Genomic DNA, 23,595 nt, shown 5'->3' on the forward strand with positions numbered 1-23,595 from the left:
ATGACCATGACCGACGACACCCTGCGCGCCCTGATGGAGAAGCGGGTGGCCGCGGCGCAGGCCGCCGCCCGCACCACGCCCGGCACCACGATCCCGGCCCGCCGCGACCCCCACGCCCCGCAGCCGCTGTCGGCGGCGCAGCGGCGGCTGTGGTTCAACAGCCAGTTCGAGCACGACCCCGCGATCTACCACGTGCCGCTGGTGCTGCGCCTGTCCGGGCCACTGGACGGCGACGCGCTGCTCGGGGCGCTGCGCGCGGTCGTGCAGCGGCACGAGGTGCTGCGCAGCGTCATCGCGCACCACGGCGACGAACCCATGGCCGTGGCCGGGCCCGCCGACCGGGTGAGCCTGACCCGCGCGGAGGTCACCGCCGCCGAGCTGGACGCGGCGATCGCCGCGGAGGTCGCCCGGCCGTTCCGGCTGGACGCGGAGCCGCCGCTGCGGGCGCTGCTGCTGCGGCTGTCCGAGCAGGAGCACGTGCTGGCGCTGACCGCGCACCACATCGCCACCGACGCCTGGTCCCAAGACCTGATCATGGACGAGCTGGCGGCGGGGTATGCGGCCGCGCGCGGGCAGGGCGCTCCCCCGGCCCCGGTGCGGCTGCAGTACGCCGACGTCACCGAGTGGGCGCAGGACCGCCCCGGCGGCGATGCCGGGTGGTGGGCCGAACGCCTGGCCGGGCTCGACCCGGTGCTGGCCCTGCCGACGGACCGGCCCTACCCGCCGGTCGCCGACTGGCGCGCGGGCTACGTACCGCTCACGCTGCCGCCGGAGCTGGCCCGGCGGGTGCGGGAGGTCGCCCGCGAGGCCGGGGCCACCCCGTTCATGGTGCTGCTGGCGGCCTGGCAGGCACTGCTGGGCAGGCTGTGCCGGACCGCCGACGTGCCGGTCGGTGTACCCGAGTCGGGGCGGCGGCACCGCGACACCGAGGGCGTCGTCGGCTGCTTCATCAACACCCTGGTCCTGCGCACCGACCTGTCCGGCGACCCGACCGGCCGCGAGCTGCTGGCCCGGGTGCGCGAGACCACCCTGGACGCGTTCGCCCACGCCGACGTGCCGTTCGAGCACGTGGTGGAGGCCGTCGCGCCGCAGCGCAGCACCGCCACCACGCCGCTGTTCCAGTCGATGCTGCTCCTGCTGGACGAGCCGCTGCGCGACCCGGTGCTGCCCGGCGTCACGGTGACCCGGCTGGACTCGCCGCTGGACACCAACAAGTTCGACCTGTGCCTGTCGCTGACCGGCCACGCGGACGGCTATAACGGTTTCGTCAGCCACCGGGCGGACCTGTTGGACCGGGCCACCGTGGCCCGGTGGGCGCGCTGGTTCACCCGCCTGCTCGACGGCTTGGTGGCCACCCCGGACCGCCGGGTGTCCGAGCTGGATCTGCTCGACCCGGCCGAGCGGGCCGAGCTGGTCTCCTGGGGCACCGGACCCGAGCTGCCCGCGGGGGCGCCCGCCACCGTGCTGGAGGCGGTGCTGGCGCAGGCGGCGGCCCGGCCGGACGCGGTCGCGGTGGACGCCCGCGACGGCAAGCTCAGCTACGGCGAGCTGGCCCGTGACTCGGCGGCCGTCGCGGCGGCGCTGCTGGCGCACGGGGTCGAACGGGGTGCGCCGGTCGGGCTCTGCCTGCCCCGGCACCGGCACCTGCCCGCCGCGCTGGTGGGGGTGATGCGCGCCGGTGCGGCATACCTGCCGCTGGAGCCGGACCAGCCGGTGGCCCGGCTGCGGCACCAGCTCACCGACGCGGGTGCGGGCGTGCTGGTGGCCGCCGCCGACACCTGGGACCTGGCCCGGGAGCTGGCCGAGGGCACCGGCGCGGTGCTGCTGGACCTCGCCGACGCGCTGTCGGCCGAGCCCGCCGCGCTACCGGAGGTCGGTGCGGACGATCTCGTGTACGTGCTCTACACGTCCGGTTCGACCGGGCGGCCCAAGGGCGTGGAACTGACCCACGGCAACCTCGCCGCGTACGTCGCCGCCAACTGCGAGCTGCTCCCGGTCACCCCCGACGACGTGATGCTCGGGCTGACCGCGCTGTCGTTCGACGTGGCCGGGCTGGAGCTGTGGGTGGCGCTGACCAGGGGGCTGCGGCTGGCGCTGGTGGAGCGCTGCGACGCCGTGGACGGTCACCTGGTGGCGCGGCGGATCGCCGAGGCCGGGGTGACGGTGCTGACGGCGACGCCGACGACGTTCCGGATGCTGGTCGCGGCTGATTGGCGGGCCCCGGACGTGCGCCTGGTCGCGATCGGCGAGGCCGTCGACCCGGGCCTGGCCCGCGAGCTGCTGGCCCGCACCGGCGAGGTGTGGAACGGCTACGGCCCCACCGAGACCGCGGTGACCTCGACGATGTACCGCGTGACGGCCCCGGTCGGCCCGACCGTGCCGATCGGCACGCCGATGGCCGGGGAACGGGTGTACGTGATGGACGCGGCCGGCCGCCTGGCCCTGCCGGGCACGGTCGGCGAGCTGTGGATCGGCGGGGCCGGGGTGGCGCGCGGCTACCGCGGGCGGCCCGACCTGACCGGGGCGGCGTTCACCGCCGACCCGCTGCGCCCGGACGAGCGCTGCTACCGCACCGGTGATCTGGTGCGCTGGCGCGCCGACGGGCTGCTCGACTTCGTCGGCCGCGACGACGGGCAGGTGAAGGTACGCGGGCACCGTATCGAGCTGGGCGAGATCGAGGTGCAGCTGCGGGCGGTGCCGGGCGTGGCGCAGGCGGCCGTGACGGTGGCCGCCGCGGGCGGAGACGCGCACCTGGTCGGCTACCTGGTGGCGGGGCCGGGGGCGGCCGTGTCCACGGCGGAGCTGGAGACGCGGCTGCACGCGGTGCTGCCCGATCACATGGTGCCGCGCCGCTGGGCGCTGCTGGACGCGCTGCCGATCAACGCCTCCGGCAAGCTGGACCGCCGGGCGCTGCCCGAACCGCAGCGGGCGGTACGCGAGCACGTGCCGCCGCGCACCGAGGCCGAGGAGCTGGTGGCCGACGTGTGGGCCGCGGTGCTGCGCCGCGACGGCCTGTCGGTGCACGACGACTTCTTCGCCCTGGGCGGGCACTCGCTGGCGGCGACGCTGGTGGCCGGGCGGCTGCGCGAGGCGCTGGACCTGCCGGTGCCGGTGCGGCTGCTGTTCGAGCAGCCGGTGCTGGCCGGGTTCGCGGCCGCGCTGGAGGCGCTGCTGCTGGCGGAGGTGGTCCGGTGACGGTCACCGACACCCAGCGCAGCCTGCTGAAGTCGCGCCTGGCCCAGGCCCGGCGCACGGTCGCGGCCCCGGCGGGCATCCCCGCCGGTGACCCGGACCAGCCCGCCCCGCTGTCGCGGGCGCAGGCCCGGCTGTGGTTCCTGCACCAGCTGGAGCCGGACAGCCCCGCCTACCACGTGCCCGCGGCGGTGCGGCTGCGCGGCCCGCTGGACACCGAGGCGCTGATCGCGGCGGTACGCGAGCTCGCCGCCCGGCACCACGTGCTGCGTACGACCTTCGCCGAGCACGACGGCGAGCCGCTGGCGGTGCTCGGCGACGCCGACCGGGTGCCGGTCGCGGTCGTCGACGCCGACCCGGCCCGGCTGACCGAACTGCTGCTGGCCTGCCGGGACCGGCTGTTCCGGCTGGACCGGGAGCCGCCGCTGCGGGCCGAGATCTTCCGCCTGGCCCCCGACGAGCACGTGCTGCTGCTGGTCGTGCACCACATCGCCTGCGACGCGTGGTCGCTGGACCTGATGCTGGGCGAGCTGGGCGAGCTGTACACCGCCCGGGTCGCCGACGGCCCGGCACCGGCGGCGCCGCCGCTGCAGTACGCCGACTTCGCCCGCTGGCAGGCCGCCCGCCCCGCGCCGGAGTCCGACCTGGACTGGTGGGCCGGGCAGCTGTCCGGCCTGGAGCCGGTGCTGGACCTGCCGGTGGACCGGCCCCGGCCCGCGCTCGCCGACTGGTCGGCCGGGCAGATCCCGGTGGAGCTGCCCGCCGCGCTCGCCGAGCGCATCGGCGCGCTGGCCGCGGCGAGCGCGGCGACGCCGTTCATGGTGCTGCTGGCGGCCTGGCAGGCGACGCTGGCCCGGGTGTGCGGCACCGAGGACGTCGCAGTGGGGGTGCCGCACGCGGGCCGCCACCACCCCGGCGTGGAGCGGATGGTCGGCTGTTTCATCGGCACGCTGGTGCTGCGCGGCGACCTGTCCGGCGACCCGACCGGCCGTGAGCTGCTGATCCGGGTACGCGAGCGGGCGCTGGACGCGTTCGGGCATGCCGAGACGCCGTTCGAGCGCATCGTGGACCGGCTCCAGCCGGAGCGTTACCTGGCCACCACGCCGATCTTCCAGGTGCTGCTGAACGTGCTGGACACCCCGGCCGCGCCGCCGAGCCTGCCCGGCGCGGCCGAGCTGGAGCTGCCGATCCGCACCACCAAGTACGACCTGAACCTGGCGCTGTCCAGGACGGACGGCGGCTACCGGGGCGGCCTGCTCTACCGCGCCGACCTGTTCGACGAGGTCACCGCCCGGCGGCTGGCCGGCTGGTTCCGCACGCTGCTGGACGGGCTGGTCGCCGACCCGGACCGGCCGGTCGGCGAGCTGCCGCTGGAGGCGGCCCAGGTGGGCGGCCCGGACGGCCCGTGTGCCGAGTACGCGCTGGACCAGCCGCTGCACGCGCTGATCACCGGGCACGCCGTCACCAGCCCGCGTGCGGTGGCGGTGGTCGCCGCCGACGGGACGCTGGACTACGCCGAGCTGGACCGGCGCGCCTCGGTCGTCGCCGGGCGGCTGCTGGCGGCCGGGATGCGGCCGGAGGAGCCGGTCGCGGTGCTCACCGAACGCGGCGTCAGCCTGCCGATCGCGATGCTGGGCGTGCTCCGGGCGGGCGGCGTCTACCTGCCCGTGGACCCGGGCTACCCCGACGGGCGGCTGTCGGGCATCCTCGACACGGCCGGGGCCCGGTTCGTGCTGACCGAGGCCGAGCACGCCGGGCGGGTCCCGGGCCGCCAGGCCCTGGTGGTAGCCGAGCTGACCGGCGAACCCGCCGCGACCGTCACGGTGTCGCCCGACCGGCTCGCCTACCTGATCTTCACCTCGGGTTCGACCGGGCAGCCGAAGGGCGTCGCCGTCGAGCACCGGCACATCACCCACTACCTGAACGCGGTCCGGGACCGGATCGGGCGGCCGGGCTCGTACGCCCTGGTGTCCACGCACGCCGCCGACCTGGGCCTGACGAACCTGCTCGGCGCGCTCACCACCGGCGCGACGGCGTACCTGGTGGACCGGGAGACCGCCACCGACCCGGGCGCGTTCGCGGCGTACCTGGCCGCGCACCCGGTCGACGCGGTCAAGATGGTGCCCAGCCACCTGGAGCTGCTGGCCGCGCACGGCGACCTCGCCGCGCTGCTCCCCCGGCGGCTGCTGGTCCTGGCCGGCGAGCCGGTCCCGTGGGAGCTGGTGGAGCGGGTCGAGCGGGCCCGGCCGGACCTGGACGTCCAGGTCCACTACGGACCGACGGAGACCACCGTGTCGGTGCTCGGCTGCCGCACCGCCGACATCCCGGCTGCTCAGCGGCACGGCATCGTGCCGATCGGGCTGCCCTTCGCGAACGTGCGCTGCCGGGTGACCGACCCGGCCGGGCGCGAGGTGCCCGCCGGGGTGCCCGGCGAACTGCGCCTGGGCGGCCCGAGCGTGGCGCGCGGCTACCTGGGGCTTGCCGACGGCCGCTTCGACGGCGGCTGGTACCGCTCCGGCGACCGGGTGCGGGTGAACGCGGCCGGGCTGGTCGAGATCCTGGGCCGGGTCGACGACCAGGTGAAGATCCGCGGCTTCCGGGTGGAACTCACCGAGGTCGCCACCGCGCTGCGGGAGGTGGCCGGGGTGGGCGAGGCCGTGGTGCTGCCGGTCGGGCAGGCGCACACCCGGCGGCTGGCCGCGTGGATCACGCCCGCGAGCGCCGATCCGGTGCTGGTCCGGGCCGCGCTGCGGGACCGGCTGCCCGACTACATGGTCCCGGCCGCGATCACGCCCCTGGCAGCGCTGCCGCTGACCGCCAACGGCAAGGTGGACCGGGCCGCGCTGCCCGAGCCCGCACCGCCCGCGGCGGCCGGCGGGACACCGCCGTCGACGCCGATGGAGCAGCGGGTCGCCGCCGCCTGGGCGCAGGTGCTGGAGTGCGGCGAGGTCGGCGTGGACGACGACTTCTTCGCCCTCGGCGGGGACTCGTTCAAGGCCGTCCGGGCGGTGCGCGCCATCGACCCGCAGCTGCGCGTGATCGACCTGTTCACCCGCCCCACGGTGCGCGAGCTGGCGGCGCACCTGGACGGCGGCGCCCGCCCCGGCGGGCTGCTGCACCGGCTGGCCGGTCCGGCCACGGCCACGCTGACCGTGGTGTGCGTGCCGTACGGCGGCGGCTCGGCGGCCGCGTACGGTCCCTTCGCGACGGAGCTGGCGCAACGGCTGCCGGACACGGCCGTGCTGGCCGTCGAGCTGCCCGGCCACGACCCGGCCCGCCCGGACGAGCCGCAGCTCCCGCTGCCCGACCTGATCGACCGGATCGCCGCCGAGCTGCCCGCGGGTCCCGTGCTCGTCTACGGGCACTGCGTCGGCTCGGCCGCGGCCACCGAACTCGCACTGCGTCTGGAAGCGGACGGCCGCGAGGTCGCCGGGCTGGTCGTCGGCGGCAGCTTCCCCGCGGCCCGGCTGCCCGGACGCCTGTCGGCCTGGCTGCACCGGCGCTTCCCGGCGACCTGGTGGACGTCGGACCGGGCGTACCGGGACTTCCTGCGTTCGCTGGGCGGCCTGGACGACGACGAGGGGCTCGACGCGGACGTCATCCTGCGCGGCCTGCGCCACGACGTGGACCAGGCGCAGTCCTGGTTCACGCACGAGCTGACCCGGCCCGACCGGCGGCGGCTGCGGGCCCCGGTGCTCTGCGCGATCGGCGCCCGCGACCGCTCCACCGAACTCTACGAGGAGCGCTACGCCGAGTGGGGCGCGTTCGCCGACCGGGTCGAGCTGGCCGTGGTGCCCCGCGCGGGCCACTACTTCCTCAAGCACCAGGCGTCGTGGCTGGCCGAACGGGTCGCCGCCGCGATCGCGGGCTGGCGCGCGGGCAAGCTGCCACCTCCGCTGGCCGCGGACTCGGTGACCGGCGGCGCGGCCCGCCGCGACCTGCGCGAGTTCTACCTGATGGCGGCCGGGCAGTCGATCTCGCTGATCGGGGCGGCGCTCAGCTCGTTCGCGCTGGGCGTGTGGGCGTATCAGCAGAGTGGCCGGGTGGCCGACTACGCACTGGTCACCATGCTCGCCCTGCTTCCCGCGATCCTGCTGCTGCCGCTGGGCGGCGCGGTCGCCGACCGGGTGGACCGGCGGCGCGTCATGCTGGCCTGCAACGGGATGGGCGCGCTGGTCATGTCCACGATGGTCGCGCTGCTGGCCGTCGACCGGCTCAGCATCGCCGGGGTCGGAGTGCTGGTCGGGCTGCTGTCGGCGGTGACCGCGTTCCACCGGCCGGCGTACCTGGCGGCGGTGGCGCAGCTGGTGCCCAAGCCGTATCTGGGCCAGGCCAACGCGCTGGCGAACCTGGGACCGGGCATCGGCCAGCTGATCGCCCCGCTGGCCGGTGGGGCGCTGATCACCGCGCTGGGCCTGCCCGGAGTCGTGGTGGTGGACGTGCTGTCGCTGCTGGCCGGGTTCGCCACGCTGCTCGCGGTGCGGCTCCCGGACCGGCTGTTCCGGCGGCAGGAGGAGACGTTCACCAGGGCGATCGCGGGCGGCTGGCGCTTCCTGGTCCGGCGGCGACCGTTCCTGATCATGATCGGGTTCTTCGTGGTGGAGAACTACCTGGCCATGCTCGCCCTCGCGGTCACCGTGCCCACGGTGTACGCCTTCAGCGACGCCACCGGCGTCAGCGTCGTCACCGCCTGCAGCGGCCTCGGCGCGGGACTCGGCGCGCTGGCCATGGTGCTGTGGGGCGGCTCGCAGCGCCGCGCCCTCGGCATGGTCGGCTTCGTCTCCGGCGTCGGCCTCGGCGCGCTGCTGGTGGGCCTGCGCCCGTCGCTGGCGGTGGCCGCCGCCGGCAGCCTCGTCTGGTACGCGTCGCTGACCGTCCTCAACGCCCACTGGCTGGCTCTGATCCAGGTCAAGGTCGGCCTCGACCTGCAGGGCCGGGTCCTGGCCACCAACCAGATGCTCGCCGTCGCCATGACCCCGCTGGCGTTCCTCACCGCACCGCCACTGGCCGAAGCGGTCCAGCCGCTGCTGATGCCGGGCGGGGCGCTCGCCACGACGGTCGGACGGGTGGTCGGCGTGGGTGACGGCCGCGGCAACGCCCTCATCCTGATCGCCTGCGGGCTGGCCCTGGCGATCTGGGGCCTGCTCGGCCTGGCCTACCGGCCGCTGCGCCGGATGGAGGACGACCTGCCCGACGCCGTGACCGGCGCGGAGATCGCCGACAGCCTCGACGAGGTCCAGGCCGCCGCCGACCGCCTGGCGGCCGCGAGCGCACGCTGACCCCACCCGAGCGCCGATCGGGACCGCGGCGCGGCCGGGCCGCCCGGAGCACCTCCGGGCGGCCCGGTGCCGCTCACGCCGGGTAGGGGGACGCCGCGCGGGCCGCCCGGAGCGCGCCCGACCACCAGGCGAGCTGGTCCAGCATCGTCTTGGCGTACCCGGCGGGCTCGTCGGACAGGGGCCGCCCGTCCCGCCAGGCGGTGAAGTAGTTCGGGAAGGCGAGGCCGTCGCGGATGGTGACCGCGTGCAGCTCGCTGAACACGTTCTCCAGGTGCAGCACCGCGTGTCGGCCCCCGGCCCCGCCGCCGTAGCTGACGAACGCCACCGGCTTGGCCGCCCACTGCGTGAAGTGCCAGTCGATCGCGGCCTTCAGCGCGGCCGGGTAACTGTGGTTGTACTCCGGGGTCACCACGATGAACCCGTCGGCGGCCTCCAGCGCGGCGGTCAGGGCGGCCATCCCGGCCGGGCGCGGGTAGTCGGCACCGGCCGGCTTCGGCGGCATCGCGGGCAGCGCCAGCGGCAGCTCCACCTCCGCGAGGTCGACGACCTCCACTTCGAAGCCGCCGTGTGATCGGGCCTGCTCGGCGACCCATGATGCGACGACGGGCCCGAACCGCCCCTCCCGGACGCTTCCGACGATGACGGCCAGCCTGTGCTTGATCTCGTTTTCCATGAGCACCACCCTGCGCGCCCGCCGCGCCCGCAACCAGACCGCGCTCAGGCTGGCCCCCGCAGGGCCAGGCTGTCCCGGCCATACCGCCATAGACTTCCCGGCGTGGGATCACCGTTGGGGGACTTCGTCCGGGCCAGACGCGACAGCATCCAGCCGGAGCAGCTCGGACTGCCCGACCACGGCCGCCGCCGCGCGCCGGGGCTGCGCCGCTCGGACCTGGCCACCCGCGCCGGCATCAGCGTGGAGTACCTGACCCGCATCGAGCAGGGCCGCGACCGCAACCCGTCGCTGTCCGTGGTCAACGCGATCGCCGACGCCCTCAGCCTCAGCATCGCGGACCGCACCCACCTGCACCACCTCGCGAAGATCACCGGCGGCGCGTGCGCGGGGATGCGCCGACCCGCCCCGCCGGACCGTACGGTGCGGCCCGGCGCCCTCGCGGCGCTGCGCCTGCTGGAGCCCGGCATCGCCGTCCTCACCAACGGCCTGGGCGACGTGCTCGCCCACACCAGCGGGTTCGCCCTGCTCACCGCCGGATCGGGCCTGCTCGACACGGACGCGCCGAACCTCACCCGCTACGTCTTCACCGACCCGCGAGCGCACTCGTTCTTCCCCGACTGGAACGCCGTCGCCGACGAGCAGGCCTTCGCCCTGTGGACCGGCCCGTCCCGGGACGCCGTCGAGTGGTTCTCCACCGACCTGGCCCCCACCGCGGGACCTGAGTTCACCCGGCGCCTGCACCTGCACACCCCGCCACCCGCCGGCACCCTGCGCGTCCACCACGCCTCCGGCCACGACCTGCGCCTGGACCGCGAGACCCTGGACCTGTCCGCCGACGCCCAGCGCGTCACCCTCTACCTGCCCGCCGACGAAGCGACCGCCGAAACCCTCACCCGGCTGCACGCCGACGAACCCCGCACTCCGCATCTGCGCCTCGTCGCCTAGTAGGCGGTGTCCCGAAACCGTGGTCCGGGTGGCGACTCGTCGGCGGTGAGATCGGGGCCGGTACGAGACGAGGGTGCTACCGTCGCCGTTCACCCGGGAACCTGGAGCGCACTGCCATGAAGTACACCGTCTCGATCGAGATCGCGCAGCCGCGGGAGCGGGTGGCCCAGCTGCTCGCCGACCCGGCACACCTGCCCATGTGGCTGCGGGGCCTGGTGCTGCACGAGCCGCTGAACGGGGCGCACGGACAGGTCGGCACCAGGTCACGGGTCGTGCTCCAGATGGGGCAGCAGAAGATCGAGGCCACCGAGACCATCACCCGCCGCGAACCGGCCGACCTGCACGGGATCCCGAAGGACAGCGTCGTTCACTTCGAGCGCGAGATCGTCAGCCAGGGCATGTGGAGCGCCGCACGCGAACGACTGACCGAGGCCGGTCCGGAGACGACGCTCTGGGTGAGCGAGAACGAGTACCGGTTCAGCGGCCTGCTGATGCGACTGGTGGGCCTGCTCATGCCCGGCTCCTTCCGCAAGCAGTCGCTACAGCACATGCAGGACTTCAAGGCGTTCGCCGAACAGGGCAAGGACGTCCGCGAAGCGAGGATCTGATCTGGCGCCCGCCGCGCCCACCAAGGCGCGCCGATCTTGCGCGAACTGTGGGTGCGACACGCCAATATCGCCCAAATGGGCAACAGTTCGCGCAAGATCGACGCGATCATGGCGGGCGGAGGTCAGCGGGCGCGGTGATGATCGCGACCTCGTGTCACAACCTTGCGTCCAGCCCCATGTTCCGACACGAAACCGCGATCATGGCGCGGGGTGCGGGTTGGGGGTGCGGGGGCGCGCAGGGTGGGCATCGTGGCGCGGGGATCGCGCGGCGGCTGGTCAGCGGGGCGCGGGGTCGAAGAGGCAGAGGGCGACGGTGGCGTCGTCGTGGCGCTTGTGGCGGGGGCGGGAGTAGCCGTCGGCATCGGCGGTCTCCGCCCGGCGGACCTGGCGGATCAGCTCCACCGGCCCGTCTGCGGTGAGCACGTCCAGCAGCCCGGCCCAGTCGTAGAGCCCGAACAGGTCGACCGCGCACGAGGCGCCGTCGGTCAGCAGCGCCGCGCGCCGTACGGCCCGGGGGCCGCGCAGGGGCAGCCGCCCGGTCACCGCCTGTGCCGCCGCGGCGGGATCGGCCGCGGCGACCCAGTAGCCGCCGGGTGTGTTGGTGAGTTCCCGCTTGCGGACGGCGGCCGTGAGCTGCCGGGCACGGTGCACGGCGGAGCCGACGGACACGTCGCCCGCGAGCGCCTCCCTGCGGATCTGCTCGTACACCCGGTCGAACCGGTCGTCGACGACCGCGACCGTCTCGGCTCCGACGTCGGCCACGAGCGGGCTGTCACAGAGGACCAGGTATTCCAGCTCGGTGCCGGCATTGCGGACGAGGCAGGCGGTCGCGGCAGGCGTGCTCGGGTTGGCCAGGTCGCACCCGGGATGGTCGCGGGCGACCCGTTCGATGGCGGTGGCCAGCAGGTCCGGCAGCGTGGCGGCGGGCGCGCCGTCGGCGGCCTCCCTGAGCCGCGCCACGAGCCGGCGGGTGTACCAGGCCGGGCCGTGCGCGCAGCCGGTGTCCAGGTCCGGGTGGGCCGAGACGCCGTCGAGCACGCCGACCAGGGCGCCGTGGTGGAAGACCTGGTCCTCGTTGGGGCGGCCCGGTGCGGCCTCCGTCGCCGTGATGACCCGCATCTGACCCACCTCGCCCGTCCCGTCGCCGTGGACCCACCATAGCGATCAAGGGCGAGTACGCGTACCCGTAAAACGCAACCAAAGGTTGCACATGCCCGGGGACCGCGGTAACGTGATACGCAACCAAAGGTTGCGAAAGGCTGTGCAGCATGGAGTACGGAACCATCGAGCGCGACATCCACGTCGACGCCAAGCCCGAAGTGGTCTTCGAGGTCATCAGCCGCCCCGAGCACATGCGCGAGTGGTGGCCCGACGACGCCCGCTACGAGCCGGTCGCGGGCGCGGAGGGCGAGCTGGTCTGGCACAACGCGGAGACCGGCGAGACGTCGACCGTCGCGTTCGCCGTCGAGGAGGTGGACCCGCCGAAGCGGTTCTCCTTCCGGTGGTGCTTCGCCGAGCCCGCGCGGCAGGGTCCGTCGCTGTTGGTCACCTTCGACCTGGTCCCGGCCGGGGCGGGCACGCTGGTCCGGATGACCGAGTCCGGCTTCCGCGAGATGGGCTGGGAGATCGCGGTCCTGGAGGAGAACTACCGCGACCACGTCAGCGGCTGGGACCACTACGTCCCGCGCCTGGGCGCCTACATAGCCCGGCTGGTCGGCACGCCATGAGCACCGCGGTCGACGACGAGCTGTGGTCGGCCATCGGCGACCCGATCCGCCGCACGATGATCGACCTGCTGCTGGCGGGCGGGCCGGGCACGGCCACGTCGCTGAGCGAGCGGCTGCCGGTGACCCGCCAGGCCGTCGCCAAGCACCTGGCGGTGCTGGACCGGGTCGGGCTGGTGCACGCCACGCCCGCCGGGCGCGAGCGGCACTTCCAGGTGGACGAGGCGCAGCTGGCCCGTGCCGTCGCACAGCTGTCGGCGGTCGGCGCGAGCTGGGACGCCCGCCTGCGCCGGATCAAGCGGATCGCCGAGGCGATCCAGCGCAACCTCGACAACGAGAACACGGGAGGAGATTGAGATGGTGGACATCCTGCACCAGGTCGGCGTCGTCGCGCCGCTGGACGAGGTGTACCGGGCGGTCAGCACGCCGGAGGGTCTGGCCGGCTGGTGGACGGTCGACACGACGGGCAAGAGCGAGGTCGGCGAGCAGCTGGCCTTCCGGTTCGGCGAGCTGGGCGGCTTCGACATGGAGGTGCTCGCCCTCGACCCGGCCGGGCACGTGCGCTGGAAGGTGGTCGACGGCCCGCCGGAGTGGATCGGCACCGAGGTCGACTGGCAGCTGAAGCAGCGTGGCGCGTACACGAACGTGCTGTTCAAGCATGAGGGCTGGCGGGAGCCGGTCGAGTTCATGCACCACTGCAGCACCAAGTGGGCGACGTTCCTGCTCAGCCTGAAGGGTCTGGTGGAGACGGGCCGCGGCCGTCCCTCCCCGGACGACGTGAAGATCGACGACTGGAACTGACCGCCCTGCCGGATCGTCCGGCCCGCCCGGCACACGGGGAACGCGCGCTCCAGGGAACGCGCGGGTGCCGGCGGGCCGGGCGGTCCTCAGCCGTGCGTGATGCGGATGCACTCCTGGCCGATGTTGACGACCTCGATCTCCTCGACCTGGGGCGAGGTGTCGACGGTCTCGACCAGCTCCGACGGCTCGACGCGCGCCGGCAGGGTGCGCCACTTGTCGGTGGGAACGCGCTGCTCTGTCGCTTCCATGTACGGATCCTACCGGCTACGGCAAGGGCGCGGTCAGTGCGCGAGGCGGGTGTACGCCCCCATGTGGTACAGCAGCGGCTCGCCGGGCCGGTGCTCGGCGCTGACCGGCCGTCCGATCACGACGATGTGGTCGCCGACGGGGATGCGCTCGACGATCTCGCAGGTCAGCGTAGCGAGCACGCCGTGCAGCAGCGGCACGCCGTAGGGGCCCTGCCGCCAGGTGCGGGTGTCGGCGAAGCGGTCGGCGCCGCGAGTGGCGAACGTCCGGGCGAGCTGCTCCTGTTCGGCGGCGAGCACGTGCACGGCCACGTGGCGCGCCCGCTCGACGGCCGGCAGGCTGCTCGCGTCGCGGTCGATGCAGAACGAGACGAGCTGCGGGCGCAGCGACACCGAGGTGAACGTGGTCGCGGTGAACCCGGCCGGGCCGGGGGCGGTGACCACCGTGACACTGGTGGCGTGGTGCCGCAGCGTGCCGAGGTAGTGGTGCAGCTCGATGCCGGTGACGGCGGGCGCCGCGGGCTGTGCGGTGAGCGTCATGGCGGCGCCTCTCAGGTCGGGGTGGACGAGGGCGTCACCGGTGAACTCGGCCCGGCACTCGTCACCTGACGCTAGCAGCCCGGGTGCGCCCCGTCACCATATCCTACCGAACTTGTAGGCTATGTCACTGGTGACTGGACCAGGTCGCGAACATGCCCGCGTAGCGGCCCTCCGCGGCCAGCAGCTCGGCGTGCGATCCGATCTCGACGATGCCCGCCTCGTCGAGCACCACGATCCGGTCGGCCCGCATCGCGGTGGACAGCCGGTGCGCGATCAGCAGCGCGGTCCGCCCCTCCAGCAGCCGGTCGAGGGCCTGCTCGACGCGCAGCTCCGAGCGCAGGTCCAGGTTGGACGTGACCTCGTCGAGCACCACGACGCGGGGCCGGGCCAGGAAGGCCCGCGCCAGCGCCAGCAGCTGCCGCTGGCCCGACGACACGGACTGGCCCCGCTCGTGCAGCGGCGCGTCCAGCCCGGCCGGGGTGCGCTCGACCAGGTCACGCAGCCCCACGGCGTCGACGGCCGCCCAGATCTCCGCGTCGTCGGCGTCCGGCCGGGCGAAGGCGATGTTGTCGCGGATCGACCCGGCGAACATGAACGGCTCCTGCGGCACCACGCCGATCTGCCGGCGCAGCGACGTCAGGCTCACGTCACGCAGGTCGTGCCCGTCGATGAGGACCCGCCCGAAGTCCGGGTCGTGCAGCCGGGTGACCAGCTTGGCCAGCGTCGACTTGCCCGCCCCGGTCGGCCCCACGCACGCGATGGTCTCCCCCGGCTCGATGCGCAGGGTGATGTCGCGCAGCACCGGCCGAGCCGGGTCGTAGCCGAAGGTGACCTGCTCGAACGTGATCCCCCCGGCCACCGGCGGCAGCGTGACCGGGTCGGCGCGCTCGGGCACGGCCGGCTCCAGCGCCAGCAGCCCGCGCAACTTGCTCACGGCCGCGCGGCTCTGCTGGTAGTTGGTGTAGAGCTGCACCAGCTGCTGCACCGGGGCGAAGAACGCGTTGAGGTACAGCACGAACGCGGTCAGCACACCCACCGTCAGCTCGCCGCGCAGCACCATGTGGCCGCCTGCCAGCAGCAGCGCGGCCATGCCGAGCATGCCGATGACCGAGGTGCCCGGCCCGTAGATCGCGCTGATGTGGCCGGTGAAGTCGTTGGCGTCGCGGTAGCGGCCGACGACGGTGCGGTGCTGGGCGATGTTGCGGTCCTGGCGGTGGTACGCGGTGACCACGCGGACGCCATGCAGGCTCTCGGCGAGGTCGGTGAACATGGCCGCGATGGTGTCGCGCTGGCGGGCGTAGCCGACGTCGGAGGCGCGCCGGAACCACAGCGACGCGGCGAACAGCGCGGGCACGACCAGCAGCAGCGTGAGCGCGGCCAGCCCGGCGTCGTAGTGGATCAGAACCGCGGTCACCACGACCATGGTCAGGCCCTGCACCGCGAACTGGGCCAGGCCCTCCTGGAGCAGCTGCTGCAGCGACTCGACGTCCGACGACATCCGGGTCATGATGACGCCGGCCTTCTCGTTGGTGTAGTAGTCCATGGACAGCCGCTGCAGGTGGGTGAAGACGCGGACCCGCAGGTCGCGCATGCCGTCGGCGGCCAGGCGGCCGGTCTGGCGCATCCGCGCGGTGGTGGCCGCCCAGCCCGCGAGCACCGCGACCACGAACGCCCCCGCCGACCACAACAGCACCGGCAGGTCGCGGGCCACGATGCCGTGGTCGATGCCGACCTGCACCAGGTACGGCCCCGCCTGCAGCAGCAGGGTCTCGGCCAGCACCGTGGCGCACGCGGCGGCGAACAGCCCGCGGCGGCGGGTGAGCAGCCCCAGCATGCTCAGCTGCGGCTCGCCGCCGGGCCGGTGGGCGAAGCGGTCGGGCGGGGTGCCGTGGTCGGGTTCGCTGTCCTCCAGCCGCCGTACGCCCGCCGCCAGCTCGTCCGGGATGCCCGCGAACGGCAGCCCCACGGCGCCGTCGCGGCGCGCGCCCCGCCCCGCGCCCACGGCCGACAGCCCGCCCATCGGCCCCGACCCGGGACCGCCGCCCGGACCGCCGAACCCGCCGCCGAACATGCTCATGCGGCCACTCCCTGGTCGATGCCGCTGTCCACGCGGTCATGGCCGGACTGCATGGTGGCCAAAACCTCGGTGTAGCGGGGCTCGCCGGCCACCAGCTCGGCGTGGGTGCCCTGCGCGGCGACGCGGCCGTCCTCGATCAGCACCACGGTGTCGGCCAGGGCGATGGTGGACAGCCGGTGCGCGACGATGACCGTGGTCCGCCCGTGCAGCAGTCCGCGCAGGGCGTCGTGGATGCGCTGCTCGACGTGCACGTCGACGGCGCTGGTGGCGTCGTCGAGCACCAGCACCGGCGGGTTGACCAGCAGCGCGCGGGCGATCGCGACGCGCTGGCGCTGCCCGCCGGACAGGGTGTACCCGCGCTCGCCGATGACGGTGTCGTAGCCGTCGGGCAGGGCGCGCACGAACCCGTCCGCCCCGGCGGCCTCGGCGGCGGCCACCACCTCGGCCAGGCTCGCGTCCGGGCGGCCGAAGGCGATGTTGTCGCGGATGGACACCGAGAACAGGAACGGCTCGTCGGGCACGATGCCGACCTGGTCGCGCAGCGTGTCCAGGGCGTAGTCGCGGACGTCGCGGCCGTCGAGGCGCACCGTGCCGGCGGTGGCGTCGTAGTAGCGGGCCAGCAGCCTGGCGACGGTCGACTTGCCGCTGCCGGTGCGGCCCACCACCGCGACCGTGGTGCCCGCGGGGATGCGGAGGTCCAGCCCGCGCAGCGCCACGGTGCCGTCCGGGTACGCGAAGTCGACCCCGGCGAACTCGATGTCTCCGCGCAGGCGTGTGCGGACCGGGTCGGCGCGTTCGGCGATCTCGCTGCGGGTGTCGAGCACCTCGTAGATGCGCTGGGCGGAGGCGGCGGCCCGCTGGCCCATCATGATCATCATGCCGAGCATGCGGAACGGCGGCTGGAGCATGAGCACGTACGAGTTGAACGCGACGATCGCGCCGACCGAGGCGTGTCCCTCGATCGCCATCCAGCCGCCGCACAGCAGCACCATCGCCAGGCCCAGCCGGGGCAGGTTCTCCAGCGTGGGCGACCAGCGGCTGCGGATGAACGCGTCACGCCGGTAGGCCCAGCGCACCCGGTCGGCCGCCGCCGCCAGCTGCGTCACCTGGCGCTGCTCGCCCGCGAACGCCTTGACGATGCGCACCCCGTTGATCGCCTCGTCGACGACCGTGGCGACCTGAGCCAGCCGGGACTGGATCAGCCACGACACCGGGAAGATGGCCTTGCGCATCCACACGCCCATCAGCGCGATCACCGGCATGGTGGCCATCGCGACCACGGCCAGCAGCGGATCGATCGACACCATCAGCGCGAACGCGAACACCGCGATCAGGCACTGCACCAGGATCGACGGCCCGAACGCCAGGTACATCTGCACGGCCCGGATGTCCGAACCGGACCGCGACATCAGCTCGCCGGTCTGCACCCGGTCGTAGAAGCCGTACGGCATCCGGATCAGGTGCGCGTACATGATGTTGCGCAGGTCGTACTCGATCTCGTACGCGGTGCGCAGCAGATAGCGCCGGGCCAGGTAGTTGACGAAGCCCTGCGCCACGGCCAGCCCCGCCAGCCACCACACGTACCGGTCCAGGCTCGCGGTCCGGGCGACGAGCGCGTCGTCGATGCCCAGGCGCAGCACGTTCGGGATCTGCACCTGCACCAGCAGGCCGACCAGCGACAGGGTGAGCGACGTCAGCAGCAGCCCTTTGTGCGCCAGCACCACCGGCAGCGCGCGCCGCAGCCATGACCTGCTCTGGTCGGGATCGATCGTCGACTCGGGGGCACGGTATGGCGCGGACATCACACTCCAGGGATGAGCGGATGGACGGGCGGACATCCACGATGGCACGCCGCCCGGCCCGCGGTAACCGTAGCGGCTGTTCAGTCACGAAGTAGCCCCCTCGGCGCACTTTTTCTTTAATTCCCATAGGCTTAATATGAAATAGTCGCTCGATGGATTGTGGCGGGCCCGACGGCCGTGCCAGCATCCGAAGCAGCAACCCCCAGCAGCGGAGACAGCCCGATGAGCCTGACGTTCCACTGGTTCCTGCCCACCTACGGCGACAGCCGCTTCATCGTCGGCGGCGGCCACGGCGTGCCCACCGGCACCGCCGGCGGCGCGCGACCGGCCACCCTGGCCTACCTCGGCCAGATCGCCCGCACCGCCGAGCAGCTGGGCTTCGTCGGCGCGCTCACCCCGACCGGCGCGTGGTGCGAGGACGCCTGGCTGTCCACCGCGATGCTCACCGAGGTCACCGAGCGGCTGAAGTTCCTCGTCGCGTTCCGCCCCGGCCTGCTGTCGCCCACCCTGGCCGCGCAGATGGCCGCCACCTTCCAGCGCCACTCCGACGGCCGGCTGCTGCTCAACGTCGTGACCGGCGGCGAGGCCCACGAGCAGCGCGCTTTTGGCGACCACCTGGACAAGGACGCCCGCTACGCCCGCGCCGACGAGTTCCTGCACATCACCCGCTCGCTGTGGCGCGGCGAAACGGTCGACCACTTCGGCGAGCACCTGCGCGTCGAGGGCGCCACGCTGGCCCGCGTGCCCGACCCGGTGCCGCCGGTCTACTTCGGCGGGTCGTCCGCGGCTGCCGGGCCGGTCGCCGCGCGCCACGCCGACGTGTACCTCACCTGGGGCGAGCCGCCCGCGCAGGTCGCGGGCAAGCTCGACTGGATCCGCAAGCTCGCCGCCGACGCGGGCCGCGAGCTGCGCTTCGGCATTCGGCTGCACGTCATCTCCCGCGACACCACCGCGGAGGCCTGGGCGCAGGCCCGCAATCTGCTGGAAGGCATCAGCGACGCCGACATCGCCGCGGTGCAGGCCGGGCTGGCCCGCAGCGAGTCCGAGGGACAGCAGCGCATGCTCGCCCTGCACGGCGGCCGGCGGGACAGCCTGGAGATCGCGCCGAACCTGTGGGCCGGGGTGGGCCTGGTCCGCGGTGGCGCGGGCACCGCGCTGGTCGGCAGCCACACCGAGGTCGCCGACCGCATCGCCGAGTACGCCGACCTCGGCATCAGCGAGTTCATCCTGTCCGGGCACCCGCACGTGGAGGAGGCGTACTGGTTCGGCGAGGGCGTGCTGCCGATCCTGCGCGCCCGTGGCCTGTGGACCCACCCCGCGGGTGATCCGGCGCACGAGAAGCCGGAGATCCCGTTCGCCGCCGCCGGCTCGCGCTAGGCGTCGGCCCGTGAACGGATCGGCGAACCTATCGGGCACGGCCACCCACACCTGCCCACCGGTGCCGTCGACGGGCCTGTCCGGCGGGCTGATCCCCCACGCCGTACGGCCCGACCGCTGGTGCTGGGCGCCTGACCTCGGGTTCCACCACAGGTCGGCCCCGCACCGGCGGGTCCGGCTCAGACCCGCCGCGGGTCTGCTCACGCGCGGGCACACCATCGGCGTCCGGCGTGCGGTGGCGCTGGGTGCCGGTGGCGCGCCCGCCGATGTGGCCCACGCCTTCAGCGAGCTGGAGGCGTGGGCCGCCTTCACCGACGCCGACGTCTTCGCCGAACTCGGCCACGCCCTGTCCGGCCTGCCCGGACCGGACGCCGGAGACCACGCCGCACGCGCGGTGGTGCTGCGCGCCCTGGACCGTATCGACGTGACGCTGCTGCCGACGTCCTGGCAGGGGCCGCTTGCCCTGGCCGCGTCCGGGCAGGGCGCGTCGCCCCAGGAGGCGGCCCGGCTGCGCGCGGTCTGCGACGCGGCGTACGGGCGGCTCACGCGGTTCGAGACCGGCTGGCCACCGGCCCGCACCGACCGGCAGGCCTGGTGGGACTACGCCGCCGCGCGGGCCTGCACCGCACTGCGTGACGAGGACTGGGTCGCCGCGGCCCGCGCCGTCACCGACCTGTACGGGCTGACCGGACCGGCCGAGAAGCAGGCCACCGGCTGGCTGCGGCAGATCGCCGGCACCCACGCGCCCGCGCTGCCCCGATCGCCGGGCTGAATTCGACGTTCTCGTCCGACGACCAGGGGCGGACACAGTCCCGTGTCCGCCCCTGGCTCTTCGGCGATCTGTGCCCTACGGAACCTGCCGGTCGACTCGGATCTCCAGCACCCGGCAGATTACGAATCCCTGATGAACGTCGTCCCCGACATCGAGGGCGGCATAGGTCCCGACGAGGCGCTGAGGAATTCCGACGAACGAGTTGAGGGATTCGAAATCTACAGACTCGGAGATCGAAAGCCTGTCATAGGAATGCCTCAACTTCATTCCCGCCACATCCATGAATGCGACGTCGAGCGTGTCGTCGTGGTCAGAGTTACGGTCGCTGCGCAGCACGAGATGACGCTGCGAAACGGTGTACGACCACACGCGGAACCGGCGTTCGAACCGCAGCGGCAGGCGGCCGCGTAACTCTTGCACGTTCATATCGACCCTTGTGGCTCGCGAACGGGTTCTCTACGATGACACCCTCTCGATACCACGTGACGCGGGCCTGAACCTCCGGTGGCGCCTGCCGTATGACACGACGGCGTGTGGCCGGATCAAAGAACGCTGCGTGACACATCCACTCCCAAGACGATGTTCGGAGCGGAACGATAAGCCCAAAAATTGATCCCCGCTGTCCCCCGGGAAGTCGGTTTCGGCGCAGGCGCACGGTGAACCCGCATGCCGCGCCAGTCACGCAGGCGGAATCGACCCAATGCGATGGACCTGCCATCGTCCGCAGAGCCGCCGAAGCTGAGTGACGTGCGTCACGCATCACCGCCCACGAGCCGGCGGACCGGCGATCACGCCGCGCGGGCGGTGATGCTGCGCGCCTTGACGACAGCCGGGCGGTCACCCGCACCCGCCCGCGCTGACCTCAGGTCCGGGGCAGGCCCAGCACCCGGCGCAGCGCGTTCTTCAGGATCTCCAGCTCGGCGTCGACCGTGTAGACGTGGTCCTGGTCGAGCGTGACGGCGACCAGGTGCCGCGCGGGCTCGCGGCTGACCTCGTAGTAGTAGATCGCGCCCTGCTCGACGTCGAGCACGACCCGGGCGAGCCGTCCGGTGTGCAGCCTGCCCAGGCGGCCCTCCAGCGAGCGCCGCAGCTCGATCAGCGCGAGCCCTTCCTGCTCGTACAGGCCGCGCCGCTGGTGCGGGCTCAGCTGCCGCAGCCGGTAACGGGGCTGCTCGAACACGTCCACGCTGAACACCCGCTGCGGCGCGCCCGCGGGGTCGTCGTCCGGCGGCTCGTACAGCGCGACGTAGTGCAGCCGCTCTATGGTCAGCGCGTCCCGGCACGCCTCCAGCAGCACCCGGTCGGAGGAGTCGGCCTGGTAGTGGCCGGGCACCGTCGACACGGCAATCTCCTCGGCCGGCGGACGGGTCGTCGCCGGGTTCTCGATGACCTCCTGCACGTCCTCGACCCGGAAGTAGAAGCAGCCGATCGCGAACGTCGTCACGCCCAGCACCAGCGTGACCATACCCACGACGTCCTGCACCACCTCCTCGGCGAACAGCTCGCTGGCCGCCGAGACGAGGAAGCCGTGGATCGCCGTGCCCAGCCCCGCCAGGATCAGGAACGCGCCCCGCGCCCGCTGCACGTTGAGCCAGCCGGGCCGGGCCAGGTAGAGACCGCCCGCGGTCAGGCCGACGACGACCACCGCCACGCCCGCCCGGCCGAAGTTGAACGGGTCGTCGCCGAGCAGCGCCAGCAGGATCTCGAAGATCAGCGGCAGGGCGATGGTACTGGCCAGGATCCCGGCCATCCGCTGGGACCAGTTCACCCTGGTGGCGGGTGTGGACTCGGCAGCCGACATTCGCTTACCTCCGCGGGGGTGGGGAAGATGGCGCGATCATCGTACGGGCGGATGCGAACACCGTTCAGCCCACATTGGACGGCGAACGTGCACGCGGCGGCTAACCTGGCTTCCGGTACGGGTACGGCTTCGGTGTACCCGTCACCGGATCGGGAAGGGAACGTGGAGCTGGTGCGCCGGATCGGCCTGCTGGGACTGTTCGTGCTCGCCGGGCTGGCCGCCGCGTGGGCCCTCGACGTCGACGTGGCGGCGGTGTCGCACTCCCCCGCCTACCGCCTCGGCGCGTACGCGCTGCTGGCCGTCGGCCTGTACGGCGCGACCTACGGCATCGACCTGCGGCAGGCGCGGGCCGACGGGCGGGTCATCGGGCTCGCGGTGACCGTCGGGGTCGTCGTCAAGGCCCTGCTCATCGGCGTGAGCCTCGCGCTGGCCTGGCAGGACCCGCTGTTCCTGCTGCTCGGCGTCGCCGTCGCGCAGATCGACCCGCTGTCGGTGGCCGCGCTGCTGAACGACACCCGGATGAGTGAACGCGCCCGCACCGTGCTGGCCGCGTGGTCCTCCTTCGACGATCCCGTCACCGTGCTGCTGGCGATCTACGCCGCCGGGGTGGCCGCGACCGTCTTCGGGCTCGGCGGCGCCGCGTCTGACGGCAATCCGCTGCTCACCTACGGTGCCGACCTGGCCGGCAACGCGGCGCTGGCCGGTGCCGCCTGGGCGCTGTGGCGCCTGGCGCGGACGCGGGTGTGGCTCCAGTACGTGCTGCTGGCGGTGGTGCTGTGCGTTGCGGTGGCCACGGGCTGGATGCTCGCGGTCGCGATCGTGGGCCTGTTCGCCCGGCCCGCGGCGCTGGAGCCGTGGATCCCGCGGATCACCCAGACCGCCCTCTACGCCGCCGCGACCGGGCTCGGCGTACTGCTCATCGACGGGATCGCCTCGGTGCGGGGCGTGACGCTTGGGGTCGCCGCGTTCGCCGCGCAGGCCCTCGCGGCCTGGCTGCTGACCAGGGGCATGCCCCGCGCCGACCGCTGGCACCTGGCCGCGGCGCAGCAGAACGGCATCACCGCGATCATCCTGGCGCTCACCCTGCAGATCGACTTCGACGGCGTGGTGGCCGTGGTCGCCCCCGCCATCCTCACCGCGAACCTCCTGCACGCCGCGGTCAACCGCCTCCTCGACCGCAACCTGACCACTCCCACGCCAACCCCCACCCCACCCCGCCCCGACCCCGGCCTCACCGGGCGATGATCGCGATCTCGTGTCACAAAGTCGGGCCAGACCACAGCTTCCGACACCAACCACCGATCTTCACCGGCAGCGCCCACCGCTAGTCGGCTCCCCGCCAGGTGAAGATCGCGGTCTCGTGTCGGGAAGTGGGGCTGGGCCTCAGGTTTGGACACCAACTGGCGATCATGGCGAAGGATGGCGGGGTCAGCGGGGCCAGGGCCAGGTGAGGGCCGCGGCGGGGAAGCGGCTCAGGTATTCGCCGTCCAGCTCGGCCAGCCGCAACGCGAGCATGTCCCGGTCGCGGGGCATGCCCGCGCGGCTGACCAGCTCGCCCAGTGCGTGCGCGTTGGCGAGTTCGCGCCGCAGCGCACCGTCGTCCAGTTCCGCGGCCGGCTCGCACCGCAAGGTCGGCCAGCCGATCGCCGCCGCCGCGCGACGGATCGCCACCCAGCACAGCGCCACCGCATCCTCCCGAACGCATCCGCGAACAACGGTGAAGTCCTGGGAAGTTCCCCGACCCGGCACGGTCCAAACC

Annotated in this window: 19 protein-coding genes; 10 read left to right on the top strand and 9 right to left on the bottom strand. The window is 73.6% G+C overall.

What is annotated here, in order from left to right:
* On the top strand, positions 1–3,195 hold the full coding sequence (locus CS0771_RS29235; protein WP_212843999.1) for a non-ribosomal peptide synthetase: 3,195 nt from the start codon (positions 1–3) through the stop codon (positions 3,193–3,195).
* Positions 3,192–8,471: a non-ribosomal peptide synthetase/MFS transporter gene (locus CS0771_RS29240; RefSeq protein WP_212844000.1), complete on the top strand. Its 5,280-nt coding sequence runs from the start codon at positions 3,192–3,194 to the stop codon at positions 8,469–8,471. Before CS0771_RS29235 ends, CS0771_RS29240 begins: the two co-directional genes overlap by 4 nt.
* A gap of 73 nt (positions 8,472–8,544) precedes the next feature.
* On the opposite strand, the gene CS0771_RS29245 is transcribed toward CS0771_RS29240, so the two are convergent.
* Positions 8,545–9,144, bottom strand: a complete 600-nt coding sequence (locus CS0771_RS29245) for an NADPH-dependent FMN reductase (RefSeq protein WP_212844001.1) — start codon at positions 9,142–9,144, stop codon at positions 8,545–8,547.
* A gap of 102 nt (positions 9,145–9,246) precedes the next feature.
* Here CS0771_RS29245 and CS0771_RS29250 point away from each other — a divergent pair, with 102 nt between their 5' ends.
* Together CS0771_RS29250 and CS0771_RS29255 are read left to right on the top strand one after the other, a co-directional pair.
* Positions 9,247–10,089, top strand: a complete 843-nt coding sequence (locus CS0771_RS29250; protein ID WP_212844002.1) for a helix-turn-helix domain-containing protein — start codon at positions 9,247–9,249, stop codon at positions 10,087–10,089.
* Positions 10,090–10,205: 116 nt separating this feature from the next.
* Positions 10,206–10,697: an SRPBCC family protein gene (locus CS0771_RS29255; RefSeq protein ID WP_212844003.1), complete on the top strand. Its 492-nt coding sequence runs from the start codon at positions 10,206–10,208 to the stop codon at positions 10,695–10,697.
* A 276-nt stretch (positions 10,698–10,973) separates the two neighbouring features.
* Here CS0771_RS29255 and CS0771_RS29260 read toward each other — a convergent pair whose 3' ends face one another.
* The gene (locus tag CS0771_RS29260) at positions 10,974–11,816 is read right to left on the bottom strand and encodes a hypothetical protein (RefSeq protein WP_212844004.1); all 843 of its coding nucleotides are present in this window, start codon (positions 11,814–11,816) and stop codon (positions 10,974–10,976) included.
* 149 nt (positions 11,817–11,965) lie between these two features.
* On the opposite strand from CS0771_RS29260, the gene CS0771_RS29265 reads away from it, so the two are divergent.
* From CS0771_RS29265 to CS0771_RS29275, 3 genes are read left to right on the top strand one after another with little or no spacing between them, the layout of a single operon-like run.
* On the top strand, positions 11,966–12,424 hold the full coding sequence (locus CS0771_RS29265; RefSeq protein ID WP_212844005.1) for an SRPBCC family protein: 459 nt from the start codon (positions 11,966–11,968) through the stop codon (positions 12,422–12,424).
* Positions 12,421–12,777: a helix-turn-helix domain-containing protein gene (locus CS0771_RS29270; RefSeq protein ID WP_212844006.1), complete on the top strand. Its 357-nt coding sequence runs from the start codon at positions 12,421–12,423 to the stop codon at positions 12,775–12,777. The genes CS0771_RS29265 and CS0771_RS29270 overlap by 4 nt, the downstream gene beginning before the upstream one ends.
* Position 12,778: 1 nt before the next feature.
* Positions 12,779–13,222 carry an SRPBCC domain-containing protein gene (locus tag CS0771_RS29275; protein WP_212844007.1) on the top strand — a complete coding sequence of 148 codons (444 nt, stop codon included), beginning with the start codon at positions 12,779–12,781 and terminating at the stop codon, positions 13,220–13,222.
* An 86-nt stretch (positions 13,223–13,308) separates the two neighbouring features.
* Here CS0771_RS29275 and CS0771_RS29280 read toward each other — a convergent pair whose 3' ends face one another.
* From CS0771_RS29280 to CS0771_RS29295, 4 genes are all read right to left on the bottom strand, one after another.
* Positions 13,309–13,470, bottom strand: coding sequence for a hypothetical protein (locus CS0771_RS29280; RefSeq protein WP_212844008.1), 162 nt, complete (start codon positions 13,468–13,470; stop codon positions 13,309–13,311).
* 33 nt (positions 13,471–13,503) lie between these two features.
* Positions 13,504–14,007, bottom strand: a complete 504-nt coding sequence (locus CS0771_RS29285) for a flavin reductase family protein (RefSeq protein WP_212844009.1) — start codon at positions 14,005–14,007, stop codon at positions 13,504–13,506.
* A 124-nt stretch (positions 14,008–14,131) separates the two neighbouring features.
* Complete coding sequence (locus CS0771_RS29290) at positions 14,132–16,084, bottom strand: ABC transporter ATP-binding protein (protein WP_212844010.1); 1,953 nt, start codon at positions 16,082–16,084, stop codon at positions 14,132–14,134.
* Positions 16,081–17,886 carry an ABC transporter ATP-binding protein gene (locus tag CS0771_RS29295; RefSeq protein WP_212844011.1) on the bottom strand — a complete coding sequence of 602 codons (1,806 nt, stop codon included), beginning with the start codon at positions 17,884–17,886 and terminating at the stop codon, positions 16,081–16,083. The genes CS0771_RS29290 and CS0771_RS29295 overlap by 4 nt, the downstream gene beginning before the upstream one ends.
* A gap of 222 nt (positions 17,887–18,108) precedes the next feature.
* Between CS0771_RS29295 and CS0771_RS29300 the strand changes: the two genes are divergently transcribed.
* Positions 18,109–19,263, top strand: a complete 1,155-nt coding sequence (locus CS0771_RS29300) for an LLM class flavin-dependent oxidoreductase (protein WP_212844012.1) — start codon at positions 18,109–18,111, stop codon at positions 19,261–19,263.
* Between the two features lie 10 nt (positions 19,264–19,273).
* Positions 19,274–20,035, top strand: a complete 762-nt coding sequence (locus CS0771_RS29305; protein WP_212844013.1) for a hypothetical protein — start codon at positions 19,274–19,276, stop codon at positions 20,033–20,035.
* 75 nt (positions 20,036–20,110) lie between these two features.
* Here CS0771_RS29305 and CS0771_RS29310 read toward each other — a convergent pair whose 3' ends face one another.
* Entirely contained in the window at positions 20,111–20,461 is a 351-nt protein-coding gene (locus tag CS0771_RS29310; protein WP_212844014.1) for a hypothetical protein, read from the bottom strand.
* A 436-nt stretch (positions 20,462–20,897) separates the two neighbouring features.
* Positions 20,898–21,836, bottom strand: a complete 939-nt coding sequence (locus CS0771_RS29315) for a hypothetical protein (protein WP_212844015.1) — start codon at positions 21,834–21,836, stop codon at positions 20,898–20,900.
* 162 nt (positions 21,837–21,998) lie between these two features.
* On the opposite strand from CS0771_RS29315, the gene CS0771_RS29320 reads away from it, so the two are divergent.
* Positions 21,999–23,081, top strand: coding sequence for a hypothetical protein (locus tag CS0771_RS29320; RefSeq protein ID WP_212844016.1), 1,083 nt, complete (start codon positions 21,999–22,001; stop codon positions 23,079–23,081).
* 183 nt (positions 23,082–23,264) lie between these two features.
* Here the strand turns inward: CS0771_RS29320 and CS0771_RS29325 are convergent, their stop codons facing one another.
* Positions 23,265–23,522: a hypothetical protein gene (locus CS0771_RS29325; protein WP_212844017.1), complete on the bottom strand. Its 258-nt coding sequence runs from the start codon at positions 23,520–23,522 to the stop codon at positions 23,265–23,267.
* Positions 23,523–23,595: the final 73 nt, after the last annotated feature.

The organism is Catellatospora sp. IY07-71, from assembly GCF_018326265.1.
In the GTDB taxonomy this organism is placed as follows: Bacteria; Actinomycetota; Actinomycetes; order Mycobacteriales; family Micromonosporaceae; genus Catellatospora.